Source organism: Pseudomonas sp. CM25 (genome assembly GCF_013179705.1).
In the GTDB taxonomy this organism is placed as follows: domain Bacteria; phylum Pseudomonadota; class Gammaproteobacteria; order Pseudomonadales; family Pseudomonadaceae; genus Aquipseudomonas.
This window is the reverse complement of record NZ_JABMCW010000048.1, coordinates 6,360-24,710: the sequence shown is the minus strand read 5'-3', so window position 1 is coordinate 24,710 and position 18,351 is coordinate 6,360. Positions and strand designations below refer to the sequence as shown.

The following is an 18,351-nucleotide window of genomic DNA, read 5'->3' as shown; positions in this document are numbered from 1 at the left end:
GCCCAGTACCTGCGCCAGCAACCGCCGCGACTGGCGGCCAACCAGCCGATGCTCGACACCAGCGAACTGAACCTGTTGCTGGAGCCGGATGCTACTCGCCAGGCCCGTTACCCGATGCTGTGTGCGTTGCCGCAGACCAGCGGCTGGCGGCTGAATGCCAATGCCCTGGGGCTGGAGCATCTGCCACTGCTGGACGCGCTGTACGAAGGGCGCTACTCGCGTTCATTGCTCAGCCGCATCGTCAGTGGCCGGCCGGCGTCGGGCTATGTGGATGCCGCAGCGCTGCGCCAGGCGCTGGGGGCGGTGGATGATGAAACGTTTGAACGGTTGAGCGAAGGCTTGTTGCTCAACAGCGGGCATTTTCTGTTGCAGCTGTCGTTCGAGGAGGAGGGGCGGGTGATTCGCAGCGAGTTCCAGGTCGAAGCGCTCGGGGTGGTGCAATGGCATGCACGGGTGCCGGCGCAGCAGGTGCGGGTTCGCAGCAGGGAGCCGATGGGTTGGTAGGGGGCGGGGCTGCTTTGCGGCCTGTTCGCGGGCAATCCCAGTCAAGGCCTTGCCCCGAAAAGAGCCGCAAAGCGCCCCCCCCCCCGCGCACAGGTCGATCAGGCAGTACCGATCTCCCCACCATCTTCTCGCTGAATCACCACAGTCGAGGACCGTGGCCGCACTTTGACCCCAGCTGGGGGGATGTCAGTTGCGATTTCGCTGCAGGGCCAGTTATCGGGGTGCGAGATGTTGACGAAAATCGTTTTATTGTCAGGCGTGAACGCGATGCCAGTTACTTCACAGCCGTTAGGCCCAACAAAAAAGCGCCGTAGATCTACCTGGTTCTTGGCATTTACCGGGACCTGCATGCCATGCGTGTCAATCAGATGAGTGGGAATTACTGCCAGTAACTGATCGTTGGTGTATTCGGTGACTGTGCTCTCGCGGCTATCCGTCTCGAACCACAGCACACCGCGACTATCGAATTTCATGCCGTCAGGGCAGGCAAACTGATTGGCCTCGGTCAGGCCCGAACGATTGATGTCAGTCGTGCCCGCCGCATTGGCCCCGAATACGAAAATGTCCCAACTGAAGGTTGGCTGGCCTTCACACTCTCGCCAGCGAATGATCTGGCCGTGGCGGTTGGGGCCGCGAGGGTTGGCTGCGTCGACTTTTTCCGGCGGACGCACCTTGTTATTGGTCAGCGTCACGTAAGCATCGCCATTCAGCGGGTTCACAGCGGTCCATTCCGGCCGGTCCATTGGCGTCGCGCCCACGGCATCACCGGCACCGCGGGTATTGAGCAGGATGCCTGGCAGGTCACCATACAGGGCACCCAAGGTGCTCCCGTCCGTAGTCGCCGTGCCGACGTCCAGCAATAGCCATTCACCCTTGCCGTCAGCATCGAAACGGGCGGCGTACAAACTGCCGCTGTCCAGGTATTTGTCTCCGGTAGCCAGGCGATCAGCCGGGTGGGCATCGTCTGCGTCCCAAAGGGCGTCAGAAACGAATTTGTACAAATATTCATTATTGGAGTCGTCGCCCATGTACCAGACCAGCGGTTTGCCGGCTACAGCCCGGCCGGGGCCGCAGCCTTCATGTCGAAAGCGGCCCATGGCAGTACGTTTCACGGCGCGGGTAGTAGCGCTGAACGGGTCGATCTCGACAATATAACCGTAGGTGCTGGCTTCGTTGCGGTAGTCATCGGTGGCGCTGGGACCGGTCGGGGTAACGTCGAAACGGGCAAACTCGTCATCTACTTCACAAGGGGCACCGGCAGCACTCTCCCAGCTGTATTCACTATTCGTGGCGCGCACCCCAAGGCGTGCCTGATCGCTTGGCAGCGTGGCTTTATTGACGAAATAGCGTGGCCAATTCTCTTCACCGCTCAGGTAAGTGCCCCAGGGGGTGTAGCCGTTGCCGCAGTTGTTATTGGTGCCCCGACAATGAGTGCCTGTGGGCGAAAATCTGGTCTTAACATGGTCGGTGCCACGCAGGGGGCCGGCGAGCTCCATAACTGTGGCGCTTGTAAAGCGGCGGTTGAGCGGGTCGTTCTCAACCACTTGCCAACGGCCAGCGACTTTTTTAACGCGGACCACGCCAGCTCCGTGGGCGTTGATCTCCTTGCGAACTTCCTCGGGCGGGCGGTTTGCAATAGCGTCGGTGGTAGGGCCATTCGGGTGCAAGGCTTGGGGGTCGATGAATTCGAAGTTGATCGCAAGCAGGCCGTCACTGGAGCTGCCGTCGAGGGGAAAAAAGTGCATGCCGTCGTGGTGCATGCCCATCGCATTGGCCTGGTCGACGGATGTGTTGCTGCCATCCTGCCGCCATGGGCGTGATAACTCATTGAGCGGCGTGCCCCAGGGCGCCAGAACATGGGCGGTGTATCCCGGCGGGACGCTGCAACCGTCGGTACGCGAGCCGTTGATGGATTCGAAGCCCAGGGTGGGCGCAGGTCGCACCGTTAGCTCAGGGGCGTCAGGCTGGCGCAGGCAGCTGCCCTTGCCCATGGCGACAACCATGGCGGCAGCTGTGTCGCCGGCAGGGATTCTTTGATTCTTGATCAAACAGGCGTCGGTAACATCGTGTAGGGAAGGATTGCGGCTGGGATTTCTGTCGTGGTTATCAGTGGTGTCTCGGCTCATCCGGGCATTCTCTCGATACGCTTTGTGAGCAACAACGCTAGTGCTCCGGATTGCGGGGTTGAATCAGGAAATCTACCCAGATCGGTCATGGACGACCGGTGTTCGAATCCGGTCGACCACTGAATGGCGGCCTGGTAAATCAGGCCGTGCCGATCTCCCCACCATCATCCCGCTGTATCACCACCGTCGAAGCCCGCGGCCGCACCGTGGCCCCAGCTGGCGTAGCATCGGTAGCCTTGTCGGTATACGGCCAGTTCCCCGGGTGCTGAATGTTCACGAACAAGGTCTTGTTGTCCGGGGTAAACGCAATCCCCGTCACCTCGCAATCATTCGGCCCGACGAAGAAGCGGCGCAGGTCCACCTGGTTCTGCGCGTTCACCGGCACCTGCTTGCCGCTGGCATCCACCAGGTCGGTGGGGATTACCGCCAGCAACTGGTCGTTGGTGTAGTCGGTGAGGGTGGTTTCGCCGTTGTCGGTCTCGAACCACAGCACACCACGGCTATCGAAGCTCATGCCATCCGGGCTGGCGAACTGGTTCAGTTCGGTCAGGCCCGAGCGGTTGATGTCGGCGGTGCCGGCTGCGTTGGCGCCGAACACGAAGATGTCCCAGCTGAAGCTCAGCTGGTCGTCGCTGTCGTGCCAGCGGATGATGTGGCCGTGACGGTTCGGGCCGCGCGGGTTGGCTGCATCGACTTTTTCCGGGGTGCGCGCGCTGTTGTTGGTCAGGGTCAGGTATACGTCGCCATTCAGCGGATTGACTGCGGTCCATTCCGGCCGGTCCATCGGCGTGGCGCCCACGGCATCGCCAGCGCCACGGGTGTTGAGGATGATGCCGGGAAGGTCGCCATACAGCGCGCCGAGGGTGCTGCCGGCGGTGGTGGCGGTGGTCACGTCCAGCAGCAGCCAGACGCCGGTGCCGTCGGCATTGAAGCGGGCCACGTACAGCTTGCCCTGGTCCAGGTATTTGGCACCGGTGGCCAGGCGGTCGGCCGGGCTGGCGTCGGCGGCGTCCCAAACGGCAGTGGATACCCACTTGTACAGGTACTCGTTGTTCGAATCGTCGCCCATGTACCACACCAGCGGCTTGCCGGCGACCGGCAGGCCAGGGCAGCAGCCCTCGTGCCGGAAGCGGCCCATGGCTGTGCGCTTGGTGGCCAAGGTGCTGCTGTTGTACGGGTCGATCTCGACGATGTAGCCGTAGGTGCTGGCTTCGTTACGGTAGTCGTCGGTGGCGCTGGCGCCTTTCACGGTCACGTCGAAACGGGCGAATTCGTCGGCCACTTCGCTGCTGTCACCGGCAGCGCTTTCCCACTTGTACTGGCCGCTGGAAGTGCCCACGCCGATGCGGCGCTGGTCTTCGGGGCGGGTGCCCTTGTTGACGAAGATGCCAGGCCAGTTCTCTTCGCAGGTCAGGTAGGTGCCCCACGGGGTGTAGCCGTTGCCGCAGTTGTTGTTGGTGCCACGGCAGTGGGTGCCGGCGCTGGAGTACTTGGTCTTGACGTGCTCGGTGCCACGCAGCGGGCCGGTGATCTCCATGCGCGAGGCGGTGGTGAAGCGGCGGTTGAGCGGGTCGTTGTCGACTACCTGCCAGCGGCCGCCGACTTTCTGCAGGCGCACCACGCCAGCGCCGTGGGCGTTGATTTCCTTGCGTACTTCTTCCACCGGGCGCTTACCGTTGACATCGGTGGTGGGGCCGGCCGGGTGCAAGGCGGCGGCGTCGATGTATTCGAAGTTGATCGCCAGCAGGCCGTCTTCCGAGCTGCCGTTGATAGGGAAGAAATGCATGCCGTCATGGTGCATGCCCATGGCGTTGGCCTGGTCGGTGGAGGTGTTGCTGCCGTCGGACTTCCATGGGCTGCCATTGCTGTTGATCGGTGTGCCCCACGGGGCCAGCACATAGGCGCTGTAGCCGGCGGCAACGACGCAGGCGTCGGTGCGCGAGCCGGGGATGGACTGGAAGCCCAGCGCCAGCTTCGGCACTTCCGGCTCGGTGACTGGCGGCTCGGTCACCGGTGGTTCGGTGACCGGATCATCATGATCGGAGCCACCACCGTCGAAGCAGCCTGTCAGGCCGGTACCGGCAATCATGGCGATGGCGGCGCCCAGGCTGCCGCGCATCACGCTACGGCGGCTCAGGTAGGCGTCCATGACGTTGGCCATCGGCAGGTTGCCGCTTTGGTTCCGGTCCAGGTTGTCGCCGGTATCTCGACTCATCAGGGTGTCCTTGTTGTGGCTGAGTTGGAGGAAACCGCGACTTTAGAGCGCTAGTGTGATGATTCATTGGCAGAAATGTTAACGAGCTTTTAAAACTACCGGTTCTTAGATCCGTGGCCTACAGACCAATTTGGAATTGCTGTCGGATTTCTGCCATCAAACTGTAATGCCAACGCCGCAACATCCGGAGCCCTGAATGAGCGTGGATAAGGATGGCGGGTTCGATGGCAAGCAGTGTGCACAGGCGCGAAGTGATTGGCTGGATGGGTGTCGGTGCCCTGGCACCGCTGCTTGGCGCCTGTTCCGCCTTGCCTGGGCAGCAGGACGGTCACGCCCACCTCGACCTGCTGTATGTGGCCGATACCCTTGATGCCCGCCAGCCTGGCCAGGCTGTGGTGCCGGCCACCCGCCTGGGGCCGGTCAGCCACCTGGGCCGTGCGCCGTGGATGACCGGCAGCAGCGCCAGCGTCGCCTACCCACAACTGGCACCCTTGCTCGATGCCGGCCAGGCAGCGTCTGCCCAACTGGGCGGTTATGCGGTGCTGGCCGCGTTGCTGGAGCAATTGCGCGGCGAGGCGGGGGCAGGCAACAGCCTGACCCTGGAGAACGGGCAGGGCTGGAACGGCAGTGGCCTGGCCTACCTGACCCAAGGCGAAAGCGGGGTGCAGGGCAGCCAGCTGCTGGGCAGCGAGGTGCGGGTCAGCAGCGACGAACGCGTGCTGTGGCCACAACGCAGCCCCGGCCTGTATCGCCAGGCTGGCCCCATCACCCTGGGCGCCGGGCTGGCAGATGCGCAACGCCAGGCGCTGGGTGTAGAAACCTTGCACATCTTCGAGCGCGGCGGCGCCCGTATTGCCGTGGTCGGTGTCACCGACCCTTACGCACAGGACCAGAAAGCCTCCCTGAAACAGTGGTACCAGTCGCTGCAGCCGGTGTTCGAACAGGCCCGGCGCGAGGCCGACCTGGTAGTGGCCATGGCTGATGTCGGTACCGGCCCCGGCCTGTGGCTGGCCGAGCGGGTAGCACAGATCGACGTCCTGCTGTGCGCCCGTGGTCAGGACTTGTGGCCGGCACCGGTGGCGGTCACCCAGGCCAGCGGGCGCCGTGTGCCGGTGCTGTTCGCCGGCTGCCGGGGCAGTGGCGCGTTCCGCCTGCGCTGTCAGCGCGTCGCTGGGCTATGGCAGTTCGACGGGCGTTTCTTCCCGGCTTTCGAACAACAGCTGGCACCTGCCGCCCTGTTACGTGTCGGGCAATTGCAGGCGAAATTACGGCAACAACGGGCCGGCCACGCGGCCTGGCTCGACCAGCCTTTGGCCCGTGCGCCGCAGGCCTTGTGGCGCCGCGATACCCGTGGCGGCAGCTGGGACCGCTTGCTGCATCAAGCCTTGGCTGACGACAGCAGCATGCCCGTCTTGCTGCCGGGCCTGCGTTATGACTATCCGCTGCCGGCAGGGGCAAGCATCACCCGCGAACACCTGATAAGTCTGACCGGTGGCTACCCGGCACCTGTAGTCGAAGCGCCGGCCCGGCAGGTGGAACAAGTACTGGAAAACGCCGCAGAGCAACTGTTCGGCGACCCGCTGCTGCTGGACAACAGCCAGGACCTGCCACGCTGGCAGGGCCAGGCCTGGCATGTCAGTTACAGCCCGCAAGGCAAGCGCATCACCGGCCTGGAACCGGTACAAGGGCTGTGCCGCACATTTGGCCTGCAGTTCGAAACCCAGGCCGGCGAACCGCTTTGGCAGCGGGTCGAGGCCTGGCTGGCTCGGCAGCCTGGCGACTGGCAACTGGCCGCCCTGCAACTGCCCGACGTGCGTTACGTGCAGGGCCACCCGGGCTGGCATCCACGGCAGTTGGCCTCGTGATAGTTGCCTCGCGCCTGTTCACCGGCGCTGGCCTGGCCCTGGCCGGCTGGCTGGCCGCCCAATGCGTGCTGCAACTGAGCCGCCAGCCGCAGCCGGCCACGGCGCCAGCAAGGGTGAACAGCCCGCTAGCGGGGCTGATGGTCGGTCACTGGCAGGTGCCGGTCGACGACGGCAGCATCGCCATTACCCGCCTGCCGCTGCACTACCTCGGTGGCCTCAAGGCTCACCCCCTGAGCTCCAGCGTGGTGGTGCTGCGGTATGGCGAGCAGGTGCGCACCCTGGCCCGCGGCCAGCGCCTGGCGCCAGGAATCGTGCTGCAGGACATCGATGGCGATGGCCTGATCTTCAACAACCAGGGGCGGCGTGAACGCCTGCCCTGGCCGCCACGCCCTGCCGTGACCGGCTTCAAGCGCCAAGGATGAACGATGCCTGTTAGATACTGCATGGCGGCTGCGCTGAGCCTGGCCCTGGTCCTGGCCGTGCCGGGGGTGAGTGCCGAGGAGCCTACGTTCGATGAAAACGGCACGCCGATGTACGAGGTGAACTTCGTCGACACCGAACTCGGCGAGTTCATCGACAGCGTGTCGCGCATCACCGGCACTACCTTCATCGTCGACCCGCGGGTCAAAGGCAAGGTCACCGTGCGCACGGTCGACCTGCACGACGCCGATGCCATCTACGACATCTTCCTGGCGCAACTGCGCGCCCAGGGCTATGCCGCCGTCGACCTGCCCAACGGCAGCGTGAAGATCGTCCCTGACCAGGTCGCGCGGCTGGAGCCGGTGCCGGTGGAGACCGGCGCAGGGCAGGGCGCGGGCAGCGACAGTGTGGCCACCCGGGTTTTCAATGTACGCAATGCCGCCAGCGAACAGGTGCTGGGCATCCTCAAGCCGCTGATCGACCCGCGGGTGGGCGTGATCACGCCCTACCCGGCGGCGCACCAGTTGGTGGTCACCGACTGGCGCAGCAACCTTGACCGCATTGCCAGCCTGCTGCATCAGCTGGAACGCCCCAGCGAAGCCGCCGGCACCCGTACCCAGGTCATCTACCTGCGCCACGCCAATGCCGGTGAAGTGGTCAAGGTGCTGCGCGGGCTCAGCCAGGAAGGCGCGGTGCCCGGCGAAGGCGCGGCCAATGGCGGTGGCGAAGGCCAGGGCAAGGACCAGCCGCTGGCGGTGGCCAGTGACTCGGGTATCCGCCTGGAGTACGAAGAAGGCACCAATGCCGTGGTCATGGTCGGCCCGGACAGCGAGCTGGCTGCCTACCGCGATATCGTCGAGCAACTGGATATCCGCCGTGCCCAGGTGGTGGTCGAGGCGATCATTGCCGAGGTATCGGACAGCAGCGCCCAGGAGCTCGGTGTGCAATGGCTGTTCGCCGATGAAAAGTTCGGCGCCGGCATCGTCAACTTCGGCAGCAACGGGGTGAACATCGCCAACATCGCCGGGGCTGCCGCCAGTGGTGACAGCGAGGCGCTGGGCGACCTGCTGTCGACCACTGCCGGCGCCACGGCAGGTATTGGTCACTTTGGCGGCGGCTTCAACTTCGCCATGCTGGTCAATGCGCTAAAGGGCAAAAGCGGCTTCAACCTGCTGTCCACGCCCACCTTGCTGACCCTGGACAACGCCGAGGCGTCGATCCTGGTCGGTCAGGAAGTGCCTTTTGTCACGGGCTCGGTAACCCAGAACAACGCCAACCCGTACCAGACCATCGAGCGCAAGGAAGTCGGGGTGAAGCTGCGCATCAAGCCGCAGATCAACATCGACAACAGCGTGCGCCTGGACATCGTCCAGGAGGTGTCATCGATTGCCGAATCCAGCGCCGCCAGCGACGTGATCACCAACAAGCGCGAGATCAAGACCAAGGTCATGGTCGAGGACAATGGCCTGGTGATCCTCGGTGGCCTGATCAGCGACGAGCTGAGCACCAGCAATCAGCGTGTGCCCTTGCTCGGCGATATTCCTTACCTGGGCCGGCTGTTCCGCTCCGATGCCAGCAAGAACACCAAGCAGAATCTGATGGTGTTCATCCGCCCGCGCATCCTGCGGGACGGGCCGAGCCTGGCCGGGCTGAGTGAAGACAAGTACCGCAGCTTGCAGCAGACCACGCCGCTGCAACTGCCGGACCTGGCACAAGGGACGCCGTTGCTGCAGGTGTTTCCCTCCAGCCGCGCGCGCCTGGAAGGCGGTGACTGGTGATGCTGCCGTATCGCCAGGCGCGCCACAGTGGGGTAGCCATGGCCCCGACCGAGCAGGGCTGGCAGCTGTGGCTGCGCCCTGATGCCGACAGTGCCCAGTTGCAGGAGCTGCTGCGCGTGCATGGCCAGCCCTGCGCGCTCGAATACCTGGAGCCGGCTGCCTTCGACGAGCGCCTCGGGCAGCTGTATCAGGGCGGCGATGCGGCCACAGCAGCCTTGATCGAGGGCATTGGCGACCAAGTCGACCTGGCCAGCCTGATGAGCGAGATGCCGCGTATCGAAGACCTGCTGGAAAGCGACGACGAAGCCCCGGTGATCCGCCTGATCAACGGCCTGTTCGGCCAGGCCCTGCGCCTGCGTGCTTCGGACATCCATATAGAAACCTTCGAACAAAGCCTGGTGGTACGCCTGCGAGTCGATGGCCACCTGCGCGAAGTGCTGCGCCCGCCGCGTGCGCTGTCGGCCATGCTGGTGTCGCGGATCAAAGTCATGGCGCGCCTGGATATCGCCGAAAAGCGCCAGCCCCAGGACGGTCGCATCACCTTGCGCGCGGCAGGGCGCGAGGTGGATGTGCGGGTTTCGACCTTGCCCGGTATCCACGGCGAGCGGGTGGTGATGCGCGTGCTGGACAAGCAGGCCAGCCTGCTGGCGCTGAGCAACCTGGGCATGCCGGCGGCTGTGCTGCAGGGCCTGCGGAGCTGCCTGGCGCGCCCCAATGGCATCGTGCTGTCCACCGGCCCGACCGGTTCGGGCAAGACCACCACGCTGTACGCCAGCCTCAACAGCCTCAATGACGGCAGCCGTAATATCCTCACGGTCGAGGACCCGGTGGAATACGCCATCGCCGGGATTGGCCAGACCGCCATCAACCCGCGCGCCGGGCTGACCTTCGCCAGCGGCCTGCGGGCCATCCTGCGCCAGGACCCGGACGTGATCATGCTCGGCGAAATCCGCGACCAGGAAACCGCGCAGATCGCCGTGCAAGCCAGCCTCACCGGCCACCTGGTGCTGTCCACCCTGCACACCAACAGTGCCGTGGGCGCGGTGACCCGCCTGCGCGACATGGGTATCGAACCGTTCCTGATCGCCTCATGTCTGCGCGGGGTACTGGCCCAGCGCCTGGTGCGGCGCTTGTGCAGCTGCGCCGTGGCCCACCCGCTGCAGCCTGCCGAGCGGGAGCTGTGGCCAGAGCTGGCAGCGCTGGGCAGCAGCTACCATGCGGTTGGCTGCGAGCAGTGCCAGGGCAGTGGTTATGTCGGGCGCCTGGGCTTGTACGAATTCATCGAACTGGACGCCGGGCTGGTTGGCCTGCTGTACGCCGGTGCCAGTGAGCTGGCCATGCAGGATTACCTGACCGACCGCCGCCAGAGCCTGGTGGCGATGGCCAGCGACTGCCTGGCGCGCGGTGAGACCAGCCTGGCCGAAGTGCTACGCGCGGTGCAGGGCTGAGCCATGCCGACCTATCGCTACCAGGCCGTCGACCTCGCCGGCAAACCCCACAAGGCCAGCCTGCAGGCCGACAGTGAACGCCATGCGCGCCAGTTGTTGCGCGAGCAGGGCCTGTTTGCCCGGCAGTTGCAGCGCCATGAGTCCGGCACCCGGCCACCCCGCCGTCAGCGTCTTGGCCGGGCCCAGCTGTGCGAGCTGACGCGTCAGCTGGCCACTCTGACCGGTGCCGGCATCCCCTTGGTGGATGCCTTGGCCACACTTGAGCGCCAGTTGCGTCAGCCGGCCCTGCACAGTGTGCTGGTGGCGCTGCGGGGTTCGCTGGCCGAAGGCCTCGGCCTGGCCCGCAGCCTGGCGCGCCAGGGTGCACCGTTTACCGGCCTGTACTGCGCATTGGTCGAGGCAGGCGAACGTTCCGGGCGCCTTGCCCAGGTACTGACCCGCCTGGCCGATCACCTGGAACAGGTACAACGCCAGCAGCACAAGGCGCGAACCGCGTTGATCTACCCCACGGTGCTGATGGGCGTATCGCTGGCCGTGGTGGTCGGCCTGATGACCTTCGTGGTGCCCAAGCTCACCGAGCAGTTCGCCCATGCCGGGCAGAGCCTGCCGCTGATTACCTCGCTGCTGATCGGCCTGAGCCAGGGGCTGGTGCACGCCGGGCCCTGGTTGCTGGGGCTGGCGCTGATGCTCGGCGTGCTGGGCGGCTGGTTATTGCGCAAGCCGCACTGGTGCCTGCGCCGCGACCAGCTGCTGCTGCGCCTGCCACGCATCGGCAGCCTGTTGCAGGTGCTGGAAAGCGCACGCCTGGCGCGCAGCCTGGCGATTCTCAGTGGCAGCGGCGTGGCCTTGCTCGAAGCCTTGCAAGTGGCGACCGAAACCGTCGGCAACCGGCGCATCCGCCTGGCCATGGAGCAGGTGCGCCAGCAGGTGCAGGGCGGCACCAGCCTGCACCGTGCGCTGGATGCCAGCCAGCAATTCCCGCCGCTGCTGGTGAACATGGTCGGCAGTGGCGAGGCCAGCGGCACCCTGGCCGACATGCTCGAGCGCGTGGCCGACGACCAGGAGCGCGGTTTTGCCCGCCAGGTCGATACCGCCATGGCGCTGTTCGAACCCCTGATGATTCTGGTGATGGGCGCCGTGGTGCTGTTCATCGTGCTGGCGGTGCTGCTGCCGATCATGCAACTCAACCAGGGCCTGCAACTGTGAACACAAGGAGTATTGCCATGCAGCATCGACGTAATCGCCAGCGCGGGTTCACCCTCATGGAAATCATGGTGGTGATCTTCATCATCGGCCTGCTGATCGCCGTGGTCGCCCCCAGCGTGCTGGGCAACCAGGACAAGGCCATGAAGCAGAAGGTGCTGGCCGACCTGGCCACGCTGGAGCAGGCGCTGGACATGTACCGGCTGGACAACCTGCGCTTCCCCAGCAGCGAACAGGGCCTGGCCGCGCTGGTGAAAAAGCCGGCCCAGGAGCCGTTGCCACGGGCCTGGCGCAGTGACGGCTATGTGCGCCGCCTGCCGGCAGATCCGTGGGGCACCCCTTACCAGTACCGCATGCCTGGCGAACATGGGCGGGTGGATGTCTACTCGCTGGGCGCTGACGGGCTGCCGGGCGGCGAAGGGCAGGATGCCGACCTGGGTAACTGGGCGCTGTAACGGGTGCGCCGTCAGCGTGGCTTCAGCCTGATCGAGTTGCTGGTAGTGCTGGCCATTGCCGGGTTGATGACCGGGCTGGCAGTGGCCGGGCTTGGCGGCCAGGCCGGTGTCGACCAGGCCCTGCAACGGCTGGCTGCGGAAATCCGCAGCCAGGCTGCGCTTGCCCGGCATGCCGGGCAATTGCGCGGGCTGCGCTGGAATGACCAGCGCCCCGAGTTCGTGCTGCGCGAGGGCAATGGCTGGGTGGTGGCAGCAACTGCCCTCGGCGATTGGCCCAAGGGCCTGCAACCGGACTGGCCCGCCAGCCCACAGCCGCGCCTGCTGTTCACGCCACACGGCTGGTCGCAGCCGGGCAGCGTGTACTGGCGCTGGGCCGATGGCAGCCAGCAGTGGGCATGGAGCCGGGCCGACGGCCTGCGGGTAGCACCATGAAGCAGGCACAGCGCGGTTTCACCCTGCTGGAAGTGACCGTGGCCCTGGCAATTGCCGCCGTGCTGGCGGTGATCACCAGCCAGGTGCTGCGCCAACGCCTGATGGTGCAGGACAACCTGCAGCAACACCGCCTGGGCCTGCTGTGCGCGCGGGAGCTGCAAACCCGCTTCGCCGTCGAGCAGTACTGGCCCGCCGCCAATCAGGTCGGCGGCGAACTTGGCCAGGGCGGCCAGTTGTGCCATTGGCAAATGCAACTGCGGCGCACCGGCGTGCGCGACTTGCGCCGTGGCGAGCTGCAGCTGTACGCCGACCGCGACCAGCGCCTGCCGCTGGGCCAATACACCGTGTTCCTGGAGCGCCCATGAAAAATTCGCCAATCCTCCGCGGTTCCGGTAGGAGCAGCCTTGTGCTGCGAAGAGGCCAGTGTGCCCAATGGACTTCTGTCAGTCGGTCGGACCTCTTCGCAGCACAAGGCTGCTCCTGCAAGGGCTCAGTGCAAGCATCAAATCCGAGAATCAACCCATGAAACACCGCCAGGCCGGCCTGACCCTGATCGAACTGATGGTCGCCCTGGCCCTGACCGCCTTGCTCGGCATCATGCTCGCCGCGCTGGTCAACGGGTGGCTCAAGGTACGTGAACGCCTGCAAGTGACTACCCAGGAAACCTCGGTGCTGGATTTCTGCCTGGCCCTGGAGCGCCGTTTCGACAGCCCGGTGCTGCGCCGCGTCTATGAGCAGCGCCTGCCCCAGACCAGCCGCTGGCTGGACTGGCAACCGGCAAGCAAGCAATTGCTGTGGGTCGCTACTACCGGCCTGCCCGAGGCCGAAGGCGGCTCGCGCCTGCAACGTCAGCGCCTGCGCCTGGACGCCCGCGAGCAGCGCCTGCTGCTGGAAAGCTCGGCCGACCTGTACGCCGCCACGGCCCCACACTGGGTACGACGCGAGCGGCTGGAGCGGGTCAGCGCCATGAATGTCCTGTATTACCAGGGCGGCCGCTGGCTGGCCTGGCCTTCCGATCAACCCGCGCACCCCGGGCGTGGCGTGCGTGTGGAACTGCAGCGTGACGGAGCACCCTATGTCTGCACTTTCGCCCTCCCTTGGGGGCGCTCATGAAGTTTGAATGGCGGCGGCATGCACCGCCACAGCCTTGGCTGTTGCTGCGCCCGGGCCCGGTCTGGCACTGGGCACTGGTTGCGGGCAGTAACGTGCAAGATGAAGGGCAGGGCGAGCCGCCGGCGAACCTCCAGGCTCGCGTGGCATTGATCCTGCCTGCCGAGGCCAGCAGCCGTTTCCGGGTGCCGGCGCCACCCGGGCTCAAGCGCGAAGAGTGGCCGTTGTTGCTCGAAGACCGCCTGCTGCAGGCCACCGAGGAGGTCGCCTGCGCCTGCCTGGCCCGTGAGCCTGGGCACCTTCGCCTGCTGGTGGTCGCGCGTCAGCAACTGGAAGACTGGCGTGGGCAGTGTGCCGCATGGGGCTTGCAGGTCGAGCGCTGCTGGGCAGAGTTGCAACTGCTGCCCACGCCTGAGCCGGGTAGCGCCTGGCAATGGCAGCGCACACCTGGTGTGTCGTTGTACAAAGGGCTGGCCGAGGACGGGCAGGAGCACTGGCTGGCATGGCCGCAAGTGCTGGGTGACGTGCCGCGGCAGCCGTGGGCGCAGCTACAGACGGTGGCGCTGAGCGGCAATTGGCCAAGCACATTCGCAGTGCTGGAAAAACTGCCCGGCCTGTTCGAACGCACCTACAGGACGCAAGCGTTGCCGCTGGCGTCGCGGCAACAACGACGTCTGCTCGCCGCCTGCCTGGTGCTGGCCGCTGTATGGAGCGGCCTGTGGCTGAACCAGCAATGGCGTCAGGCGCAACTCTGGCGCAGCCAGGTTATTGCGGTAACCGGCGAGCAGGCCAGCCCGCGGCATGCCGCGCAAGCCCTCAAACGCCTGCGCGAAAGCGAACTGCAACAGCAACTGCACAGCCGCCAGCTGCACGGCCTGCAATCGGCATTGCAGGCGTGGCTGCGCAGCCACCCCGACTGGCGTCTGCTGGCGGTGCGCTTTGATGGCCAGCGCTGGCACCTGCACCTGGAGGGCGAGGGCAGTGCGCCGCCTTGGCAGGACATGGCCAGCGCTGCCGGCGCCTCCGTGCAGGTGAACGGTGGGCAGGTGGTGTTCGATCTGGGAGCGACCTCATGAACCGCGAATGGCTGCAACGTCATCGATTGGCCTTCGCCTGGGTACTGATAGCCCTGTTGCTGGCCTTCCTGGCCCTGCGCGCAGGTGTTGCGCAATGGCGAGAGCTCAGCCAGTGGCGCGCTTTGGCCGAGCAGGCTGCCGGCCTGAAGGGCGGGCCTGGGTTGAACCTGGAGCGGCTTCGCCAATCGGCCCAGGCACGGGGGATTGAACTGGCTGAGGTGGATGCGCAGGGCAGCACCTGGAAACTGCGCGGCCAGGTGGTCGATGGACGCGAGCTGGAAGGCTGGTTGCAGATGTTGCGAGCAGAGGGCCTACAGCCCTTGCAATGGGGCATGGAGCGAGAGGGCAAGGGGTTGGGTTTTGATCTGGTGGTTCAACCATGAGGCGTCGGGCAGCGGCATGGGTTGTGCTGGTCTTCGTGTTGACGCTGCTGGTCGAACTGCCGGCCAGCTGGGTGGCGCGTGCGTTTGGCCTGCCCATGCGTGATGTCAGTGGCAGCCTGTGGCTAGGCGAGGCGCAACAGATGGGGGTGGTCGGCCCCTTGCGCTGGGCGGTGCAGCCTTGGCGCTTGCAGGCGAACCTGCAGTTGGGCTTTCAGGGCCAAACCTGGCAGTTGCGCGCCGAAGGCTGGCCGTGGCGCTGGCAGTTGCAGGCAGTGCCAATGGGTGCCCAGGCTACGGCGTTCACGGACTACCGCCTGGCTGGCCAGTGGCAGGGGACGATACGGCTGGAGGGGGGAGGGCGCCAATGTAGAGCCAGCGAGGGCCGCTTGACGGTCCCCGACCTTGCACTGAGCGCCCCGTGGTCGCTGGGTTTGGGCGAGGGCTGGCTGGAAATCGACTGCGCCAGCGGCTGGCGCCTGCGTGGGCATCTGACACAACAGAGCCAGCATCAATTGACCCTGGAGGCCGACCTGCAACAGCGCCAGGCGCAGGTAGTGTTCGAATTGCAGCCCGAGGCGGCGCTGACGCCGTTGTTGCGTGGTGCACAGTGGCTCGGACCGCAAGCGTTGGCAGGGCAGCGAAACCTTCACTGGTAGGCAACTGATGTACGGATTTCGACCTGCAGAGCCTGCTGCAGGTCGCTAGGTCAGGGCCGAATCTCGATCAACGTCCCATCGCGCACCAGTTCCCACACTTCCTGCATGTCGCGGTTGCGCATGGCAATGCAGCCGTCCGTCCAGTCCAGGGTATGGAAGTACCATTCCGGGTATTCATCGTTCAGCGGCGTGCCATGGATCATGATCATGCTGCCGGCACTCACCCCTTCACGGGTGGCGCGGGCTGCATCGCTGATGTTCGGGTAATTGATGTGCATGGCCAGGTTGAAACGGTCGCTTTGCTTGCGCCAGTCCAGCCAGTACAGGCCTTCGGGGGTTTTCTTGTCGCCTTCTCGTTCCTTGGCACCCTTGGGCTGCTTGCCCAGCGAGATACGGTAGGTTTTCAGCGGCTCGCCACGGCTGATCAACTGCAGGCGGCGTTCGGACTTGATCACCAGTACCTTGTCGATCAGCGGTTGCATGGCCTGCTGCGAAGGCGACGGAGTTTGCGCTGCCGGCAGGGGCTTGCGGACGATGGTCTCGGTGAAGGCCGCCTGGGACACCGAGGTAACGCAAAGGCAGAAAAAGGCAAGCAACCAACGCATGTAACGTATCCCTGAAGGGTTCTAGGTGGTGGTCGGGACGGTCATCGGCGGCAGGTATTCATGGCCTATGGGGTAGTGCTGCCCGATGCGGTCGCGATAGTAGCATTCTAGTGTGAGAGTGACGGTGCGGAAAGCCAGCTCGCTCCACGGTATCTCGTGCTCTTCGAACAGCTGCACCTCCAGGCTTTCGACACCGACCGCAAAATCAAGGTCCGCCAGTTCGGCGCGGAAGAACACATGCACCTGGTTGATGTGCGGCAGGTCGAACAGCTGGTACAGGCTCAGCGGCCCGACCCTGGCGCAGGCTTCCTCTACGGTTTCGCGACGGGCGGCCTGGTCGAGGGTTTCGCCGTTCTCCATGAAACCGGCGGGCAAGGTCCAGTAGCCTCGGCGCGGCTCGATGGCACGCCGACACAGCAGTACCCGGCTGCCCCAGGTCGGCAGCACGCCGGCGACGATGTTGGGGTTCTGGTAGTGGATGGTCTGGCAATGGTCGCAGACATACCGCAGGCGGCTGTCGCCCTCGGGGATCCGCTGAGTGACCGGCTGGCCGCACGCGCTGCAGAATTTCATAGGGGGGTCCTTTTGCTCAAGGCTATCTTGGCGTGCCTGCCGGGCCGTCGCAAGTGCGCGGGGCTTGGGTGCTTCGCGGCTTTGGTGCATCATGCAAGACAGGCCTTGGATACGAGCGTGCGCAATGCTGGACGAGCTACTTCGCCGAATGAGCAACCACCAACCCGCGTCACTGGAAACCGACCGACGGTTTCCGGAAGCGGCGGTCCTTTTGCCCATTACTCGCAGCGAAGCGCCCGAACTGGTCTTGACACTGCGCGCCAAGGGCCTGTCCACCCACGGTGGTGAAGTGGCTTTTCCCGGTGGTCGTCGCGACCCCGAAGACCCAGACCTGGTATTCACTGCGCTGCGCGAAGCCGAAGAAGAAATCGGCTTGCCGCCCGGCCTGGTCGAAGTGCTGGGCCCGCTCAGCCCGCTGATATCGCTGCATGGTCTGAAAGTGACGCCATTCGTCGGGGTAATCCCGGACTTTGTCGAATACCGCGCCAACGACGCCGAGATCGCGGCAGTATTCACCGTGCCGCTCGAATTCTTCCGCCAGGACCCGCGTGACCATACCCACCGTATCGACTACCAGGGGCGTAGCTGGTACGTGCCCAGCTATCGTTACGGCGAATACAAGATCTGGGGGCTGTCGGCGATCATGATCGTCGAGCTGGTCAACCTGCTGTTCGATGCCGGCATCAGCCTGCACCAGCCGCCCGAGCGTTATATCGAAATCTGAGCGGGGCCAACCCTGCCAACTGTGTCCTAGCCTGAGGAACCTTCATGAAATACCGCCTGGGCGACCTGCGGGTCGAGTGTCACCCCACCAGTTGGGCCGCCCCTAACGCCACGTTGATCGGCAACGTTCGCCTGCAGGCTGATGCCAGCGTGTGGTTTGGCGCGGTGCTGCGCGGGGACAACGAGCTGATCGACATCGGCGAGGGCAGCAATGTCCAGGATGGCACGGTGATGCACACCGACATGGGCTCGCCGCTCACCTTGGGCAAGGGCGTGACCGTTGGCCACAACGCCATGCTGCATGGCTGCACGGTGGGCGACTACAGCCTGGTCGGCATCAATGCGGTGATCCTCAACGGCGCGCGCATTGGCAGGCATTGCATCATCGGCGCCAATGCGCTGATCGCAGAGGGCAAGGAAATTCCTGATGGTTCGCTGGTCATGGGCTCGCCGGGAAAGGTGGTGCGTGAGCTGACCGAGCAGCAGATGCGCATGCTCGAAGCCAGCGCTGCGCATTACGTGCACAATGCCCGGCGTTATGCGCAGGAGTTGGTGGTTGATGATGAGTGAAGTTGCAGAGCGGCCGGTGGCCTCGCCGTGTGTGAGCATCTGTGCGCTGGATGAGCAGGATATCTGTACCGGGTGCCAGCGTACCGTGGCCGAAATTGGCCGCTGGGGTCGGATGGACAACGACGAGCGCCGGGTGGTGCTGAAACGCTGCCATGAAAGGGCAGTGGAGGCCGGCCTGATTATCGGAGGCTGAACACAGTGCTGGCTTC

General features: G+C 65.1%; 20 protein-coding genes. 16 read left to right on the top strand and 4 right to left on the bottom strand.

The window, feature by feature from the left end; genetic code table 11:
* On the top strand, nucleotides 1-504 hold a 504-nt coding region (locus tag HP546_RS08040; protein ID WP_172222330.1), incomplete at its 5' end, for a type II secretion system protein GspK.
* A gap of 98 nt (nucleotides 505-602) precedes the next feature.
* On the opposite strand, the gene HP546_RS08035 is transcribed toward HP546_RS08040, so the two are convergent.
* Both HP546_RS08035 and HP546_RS08030 read right to left on the bottom strand, forming a co-directional pair.
* A complete protein-coding gene (locus HP546_RS08035) occupies nucleotides 603-2,630 on the bottom strand; it encodes a PhoX family phosphatase (protein ID WP_172222326.1) in 2,028 nt (675 codons plus the stop codon).
* 139 nt (nucleotides 2,631-2,769) lie between these two features.
* The gene (locus HP546_RS08030) at nucleotides 2,770-4,845 is read right to left on the bottom strand and encodes a PhoX family phosphatase (protein WP_172222321.1); all 2,076 of its coding nucleotides are present in this window, start codon (nucleotides 4,843-4,845) and stop codon (nucleotides 2,770-2,772) included.
* A gap of 224 nt (nucleotides 4,846-5,069) precedes the next feature.
* Between HP546_RS08030 and HP546_RS08025 the strand changes: the two genes are divergently transcribed.
* From HP546_RS08025 to HP546_RS07970, 12 genes are all read left to right on the top strand, one after another.
* Nucleotides 5,070-6,710 carry a lipoprotein UxpA gene (locus tag HP546_RS08025; RefSeq protein WP_172222316.1) on the top strand — a complete coding sequence of 547 codons (1,641 nt, stop codon included), beginning with the start codon at nucleotides 5,070-5,072 and terminating at the stop codon, nucleotides 6,708-6,710.
* Nucleotides 6,707-7,132, top strand: coding sequence for a pilus assembly protein PilZ (locus HP546_RS08020; protein WP_172222313.1), 426 nt, complete (start codon nucleotides 6,707-6,709; stop codon nucleotides 7,130-7,132). Before HP546_RS08025 ends, HP546_RS08020 begins: the two co-directional genes overlap by 4 nt.
* A 21-nt stretch (nucleotides 7,133-7,153) precedes the next feature.
* Complete coding sequence (gene gspD, locus HP546_RS08015; protein ID WP_172222335.1) at nucleotides 7,154-8,908, top strand: type II secretion system secretin GspD; 1,755 nt, start codon at nucleotides 7,154-7,156, stop codon at nucleotides 8,906-8,908.
* Complete coding sequence (locus HP546_RS08010; RefSeq protein ID WP_172222340.1) at nucleotides 8,908-10,356, top strand: GspE/PulE family protein; 1,449 nt, start codon at nucleotides 8,908-8,910, stop codon at nucleotides 10,354-10,356. The genes gspD and HP546_RS08010 overlap by 1 nt, the downstream gene beginning before the upstream one ends.
* 3 nt (nucleotides 10,357-10,359) lie before the next feature.
* Nucleotides 10,360-11,562: a type II secretion system inner membrane protein GspF gene (gene gspF / locus HP546_RS08005; RefSeq protein ID WP_172222308.1), complete on the top strand. Its 1,203-nt coding sequence runs from the start codon at nucleotides 10,360-10,362 to the stop codon at nucleotides 11,560-11,562.
* A 17-nt stretch (nucleotides 11,563-11,579) separates the two neighbouring features.
* Nucleotides 11,580-12,014, top strand: coding sequence for a type II secretion system major pseudopilin GspG (gspG, locus tag HP546_RS08000; RefSeq protein WP_172222304.1), 435 nt, complete (start codon nucleotides 11,580-11,582; stop codon nucleotides 12,012-12,014).
* Between the two features lie 3 nt (nucleotides 12,015-12,017).
* Complete coding sequence (gene gspH, locus HP546_RS07995) at nucleotides 12,018-12,446, top strand: type II secretion system minor pseudopilin GspH (RefSeq protein WP_172222300.1); 429 nt, start codon at nucleotides 12,018-12,020, stop codon at nucleotides 12,444-12,446.
* Complete coding sequence (locus HP546_RS07990; protein ID WP_172222297.1) at nucleotides 12,443-12,811, top strand: type II secretion system protein GspI; 369 nt, start codon at nucleotides 12,443-12,445, stop codon at nucleotides 12,809-12,811. Before gspH ends, HP546_RS07990 begins: the two co-directional genes overlap by 4 nt.
* 157 nt (nucleotides 12,812-12,968) lie before the next feature.
* Nucleotides 12,969-13,559 (top strand): type II secretion system protein, encoded by a 591-nt coding sequence (locus HP546_RS07985; protein WP_172222276.1) that lies wholly within the window; start codon nucleotides 12,969-12,971, stop codon nucleotides 13,557-13,559.
* Nucleotides 13,556-14,632: a GspL/Epsl periplasmic domain-containing protein gene (locus HP546_RS07980; RefSeq protein ID WP_172222272.1), complete on the top strand. Its 1,077-nt coding sequence runs from the start codon at nucleotides 13,556-13,558 to the stop codon at nucleotides 14,630-14,632. Before HP546_RS07985 ends, HP546_RS07980 begins: the two co-directional genes overlap by 4 nt.
* Nucleotides 14,629-15,015, top strand: a complete 387-nt coding sequence (gene gspM / locus HP546_RS07975; protein WP_172222268.1) for a type II secretion system protein GspM — start codon at nucleotides 14,629-14,631, stop codon at nucleotides 15,013-15,015. The genes HP546_RS07980 and gspM overlap by 4 nt, the downstream gene beginning before the upstream one ends.
* A complete protein-coding gene (locus HP546_RS07970) occupies nucleotides 15,012-15,671 on the top strand; it encodes a general secretion pathway protein GspN (protein WP_172222263.1) in 660 nt (219 codons plus the stop codon). Before gspM ends, HP546_RS07970 begins: the two co-directional genes overlap by 4 nt.
* A 50-nt stretch (nucleotides 15,672-15,721) precedes the next feature.
* Here HP546_RS07970 and HP546_RS07965 read toward each other — a convergent pair whose 3' ends face one another.
* A complete protein-coding gene (locus HP546_RS07965; protein WP_172222260.1) occupies nucleotides 15,722-16,276 on the bottom strand; it encodes a murein L,D-transpeptidase family protein in 555 nt (184 codons plus the stop codon).
* A 21-nt stretch (nucleotides 16,277-16,297) separates the two neighbouring features.
* Nucleotides 16,298-16,849, bottom strand: a complete 552-nt coding sequence (locus HP546_RS07960; RefSeq protein ID WP_172222257.1) for an NUDIX hydrolase — start codon at nucleotides 16,847-16,849, stop codon at nucleotides 16,298-16,300.
* A 124-nt stretch (nucleotides 16,850-16,973) separates the two neighbouring features.
* On the opposite strand from HP546_RS07960, the gene HP546_RS07955 reads away from it, so the two are divergent.
* From HP546_RS07955 to HP546_RS07945, 3 genes are read left to right on the top strand one after another with little or no spacing between them, the layout of a single operon-like run.
* A complete protein-coding gene (locus HP546_RS07955) occupies nucleotides 16,974-17,573 on the top strand; it encodes a CoA pyrophosphatase (protein ID WP_172222253.1) in 600 nt (199 codons plus the stop codon).
* A 44-nt stretch (nucleotides 17,574-17,617) separates the two neighbouring features.
* Nucleotides 17,618-18,142, top strand: coding sequence for a gamma carbonic anhydrase family protein (locus tag HP546_RS07950; protein WP_172222249.1), 525 nt, complete (start codon nucleotides 17,618-17,620; stop codon nucleotides 18,140-18,142).
* Complete coding sequence (locus HP546_RS07945) at nucleotides 18,132-18,335, top strand: DUF1289 domain-containing protein (RefSeq protein WP_172222246.1); 204 nt, start codon at nucleotides 18,132-18,134, stop codon at nucleotides 18,333-18,335. The genes HP546_RS07950 and HP546_RS07945 overlap by 11 nt, the downstream gene beginning before the upstream one ends.
* Nucleotides 18,336-18,351: the final 16 nt, after the last annotated feature.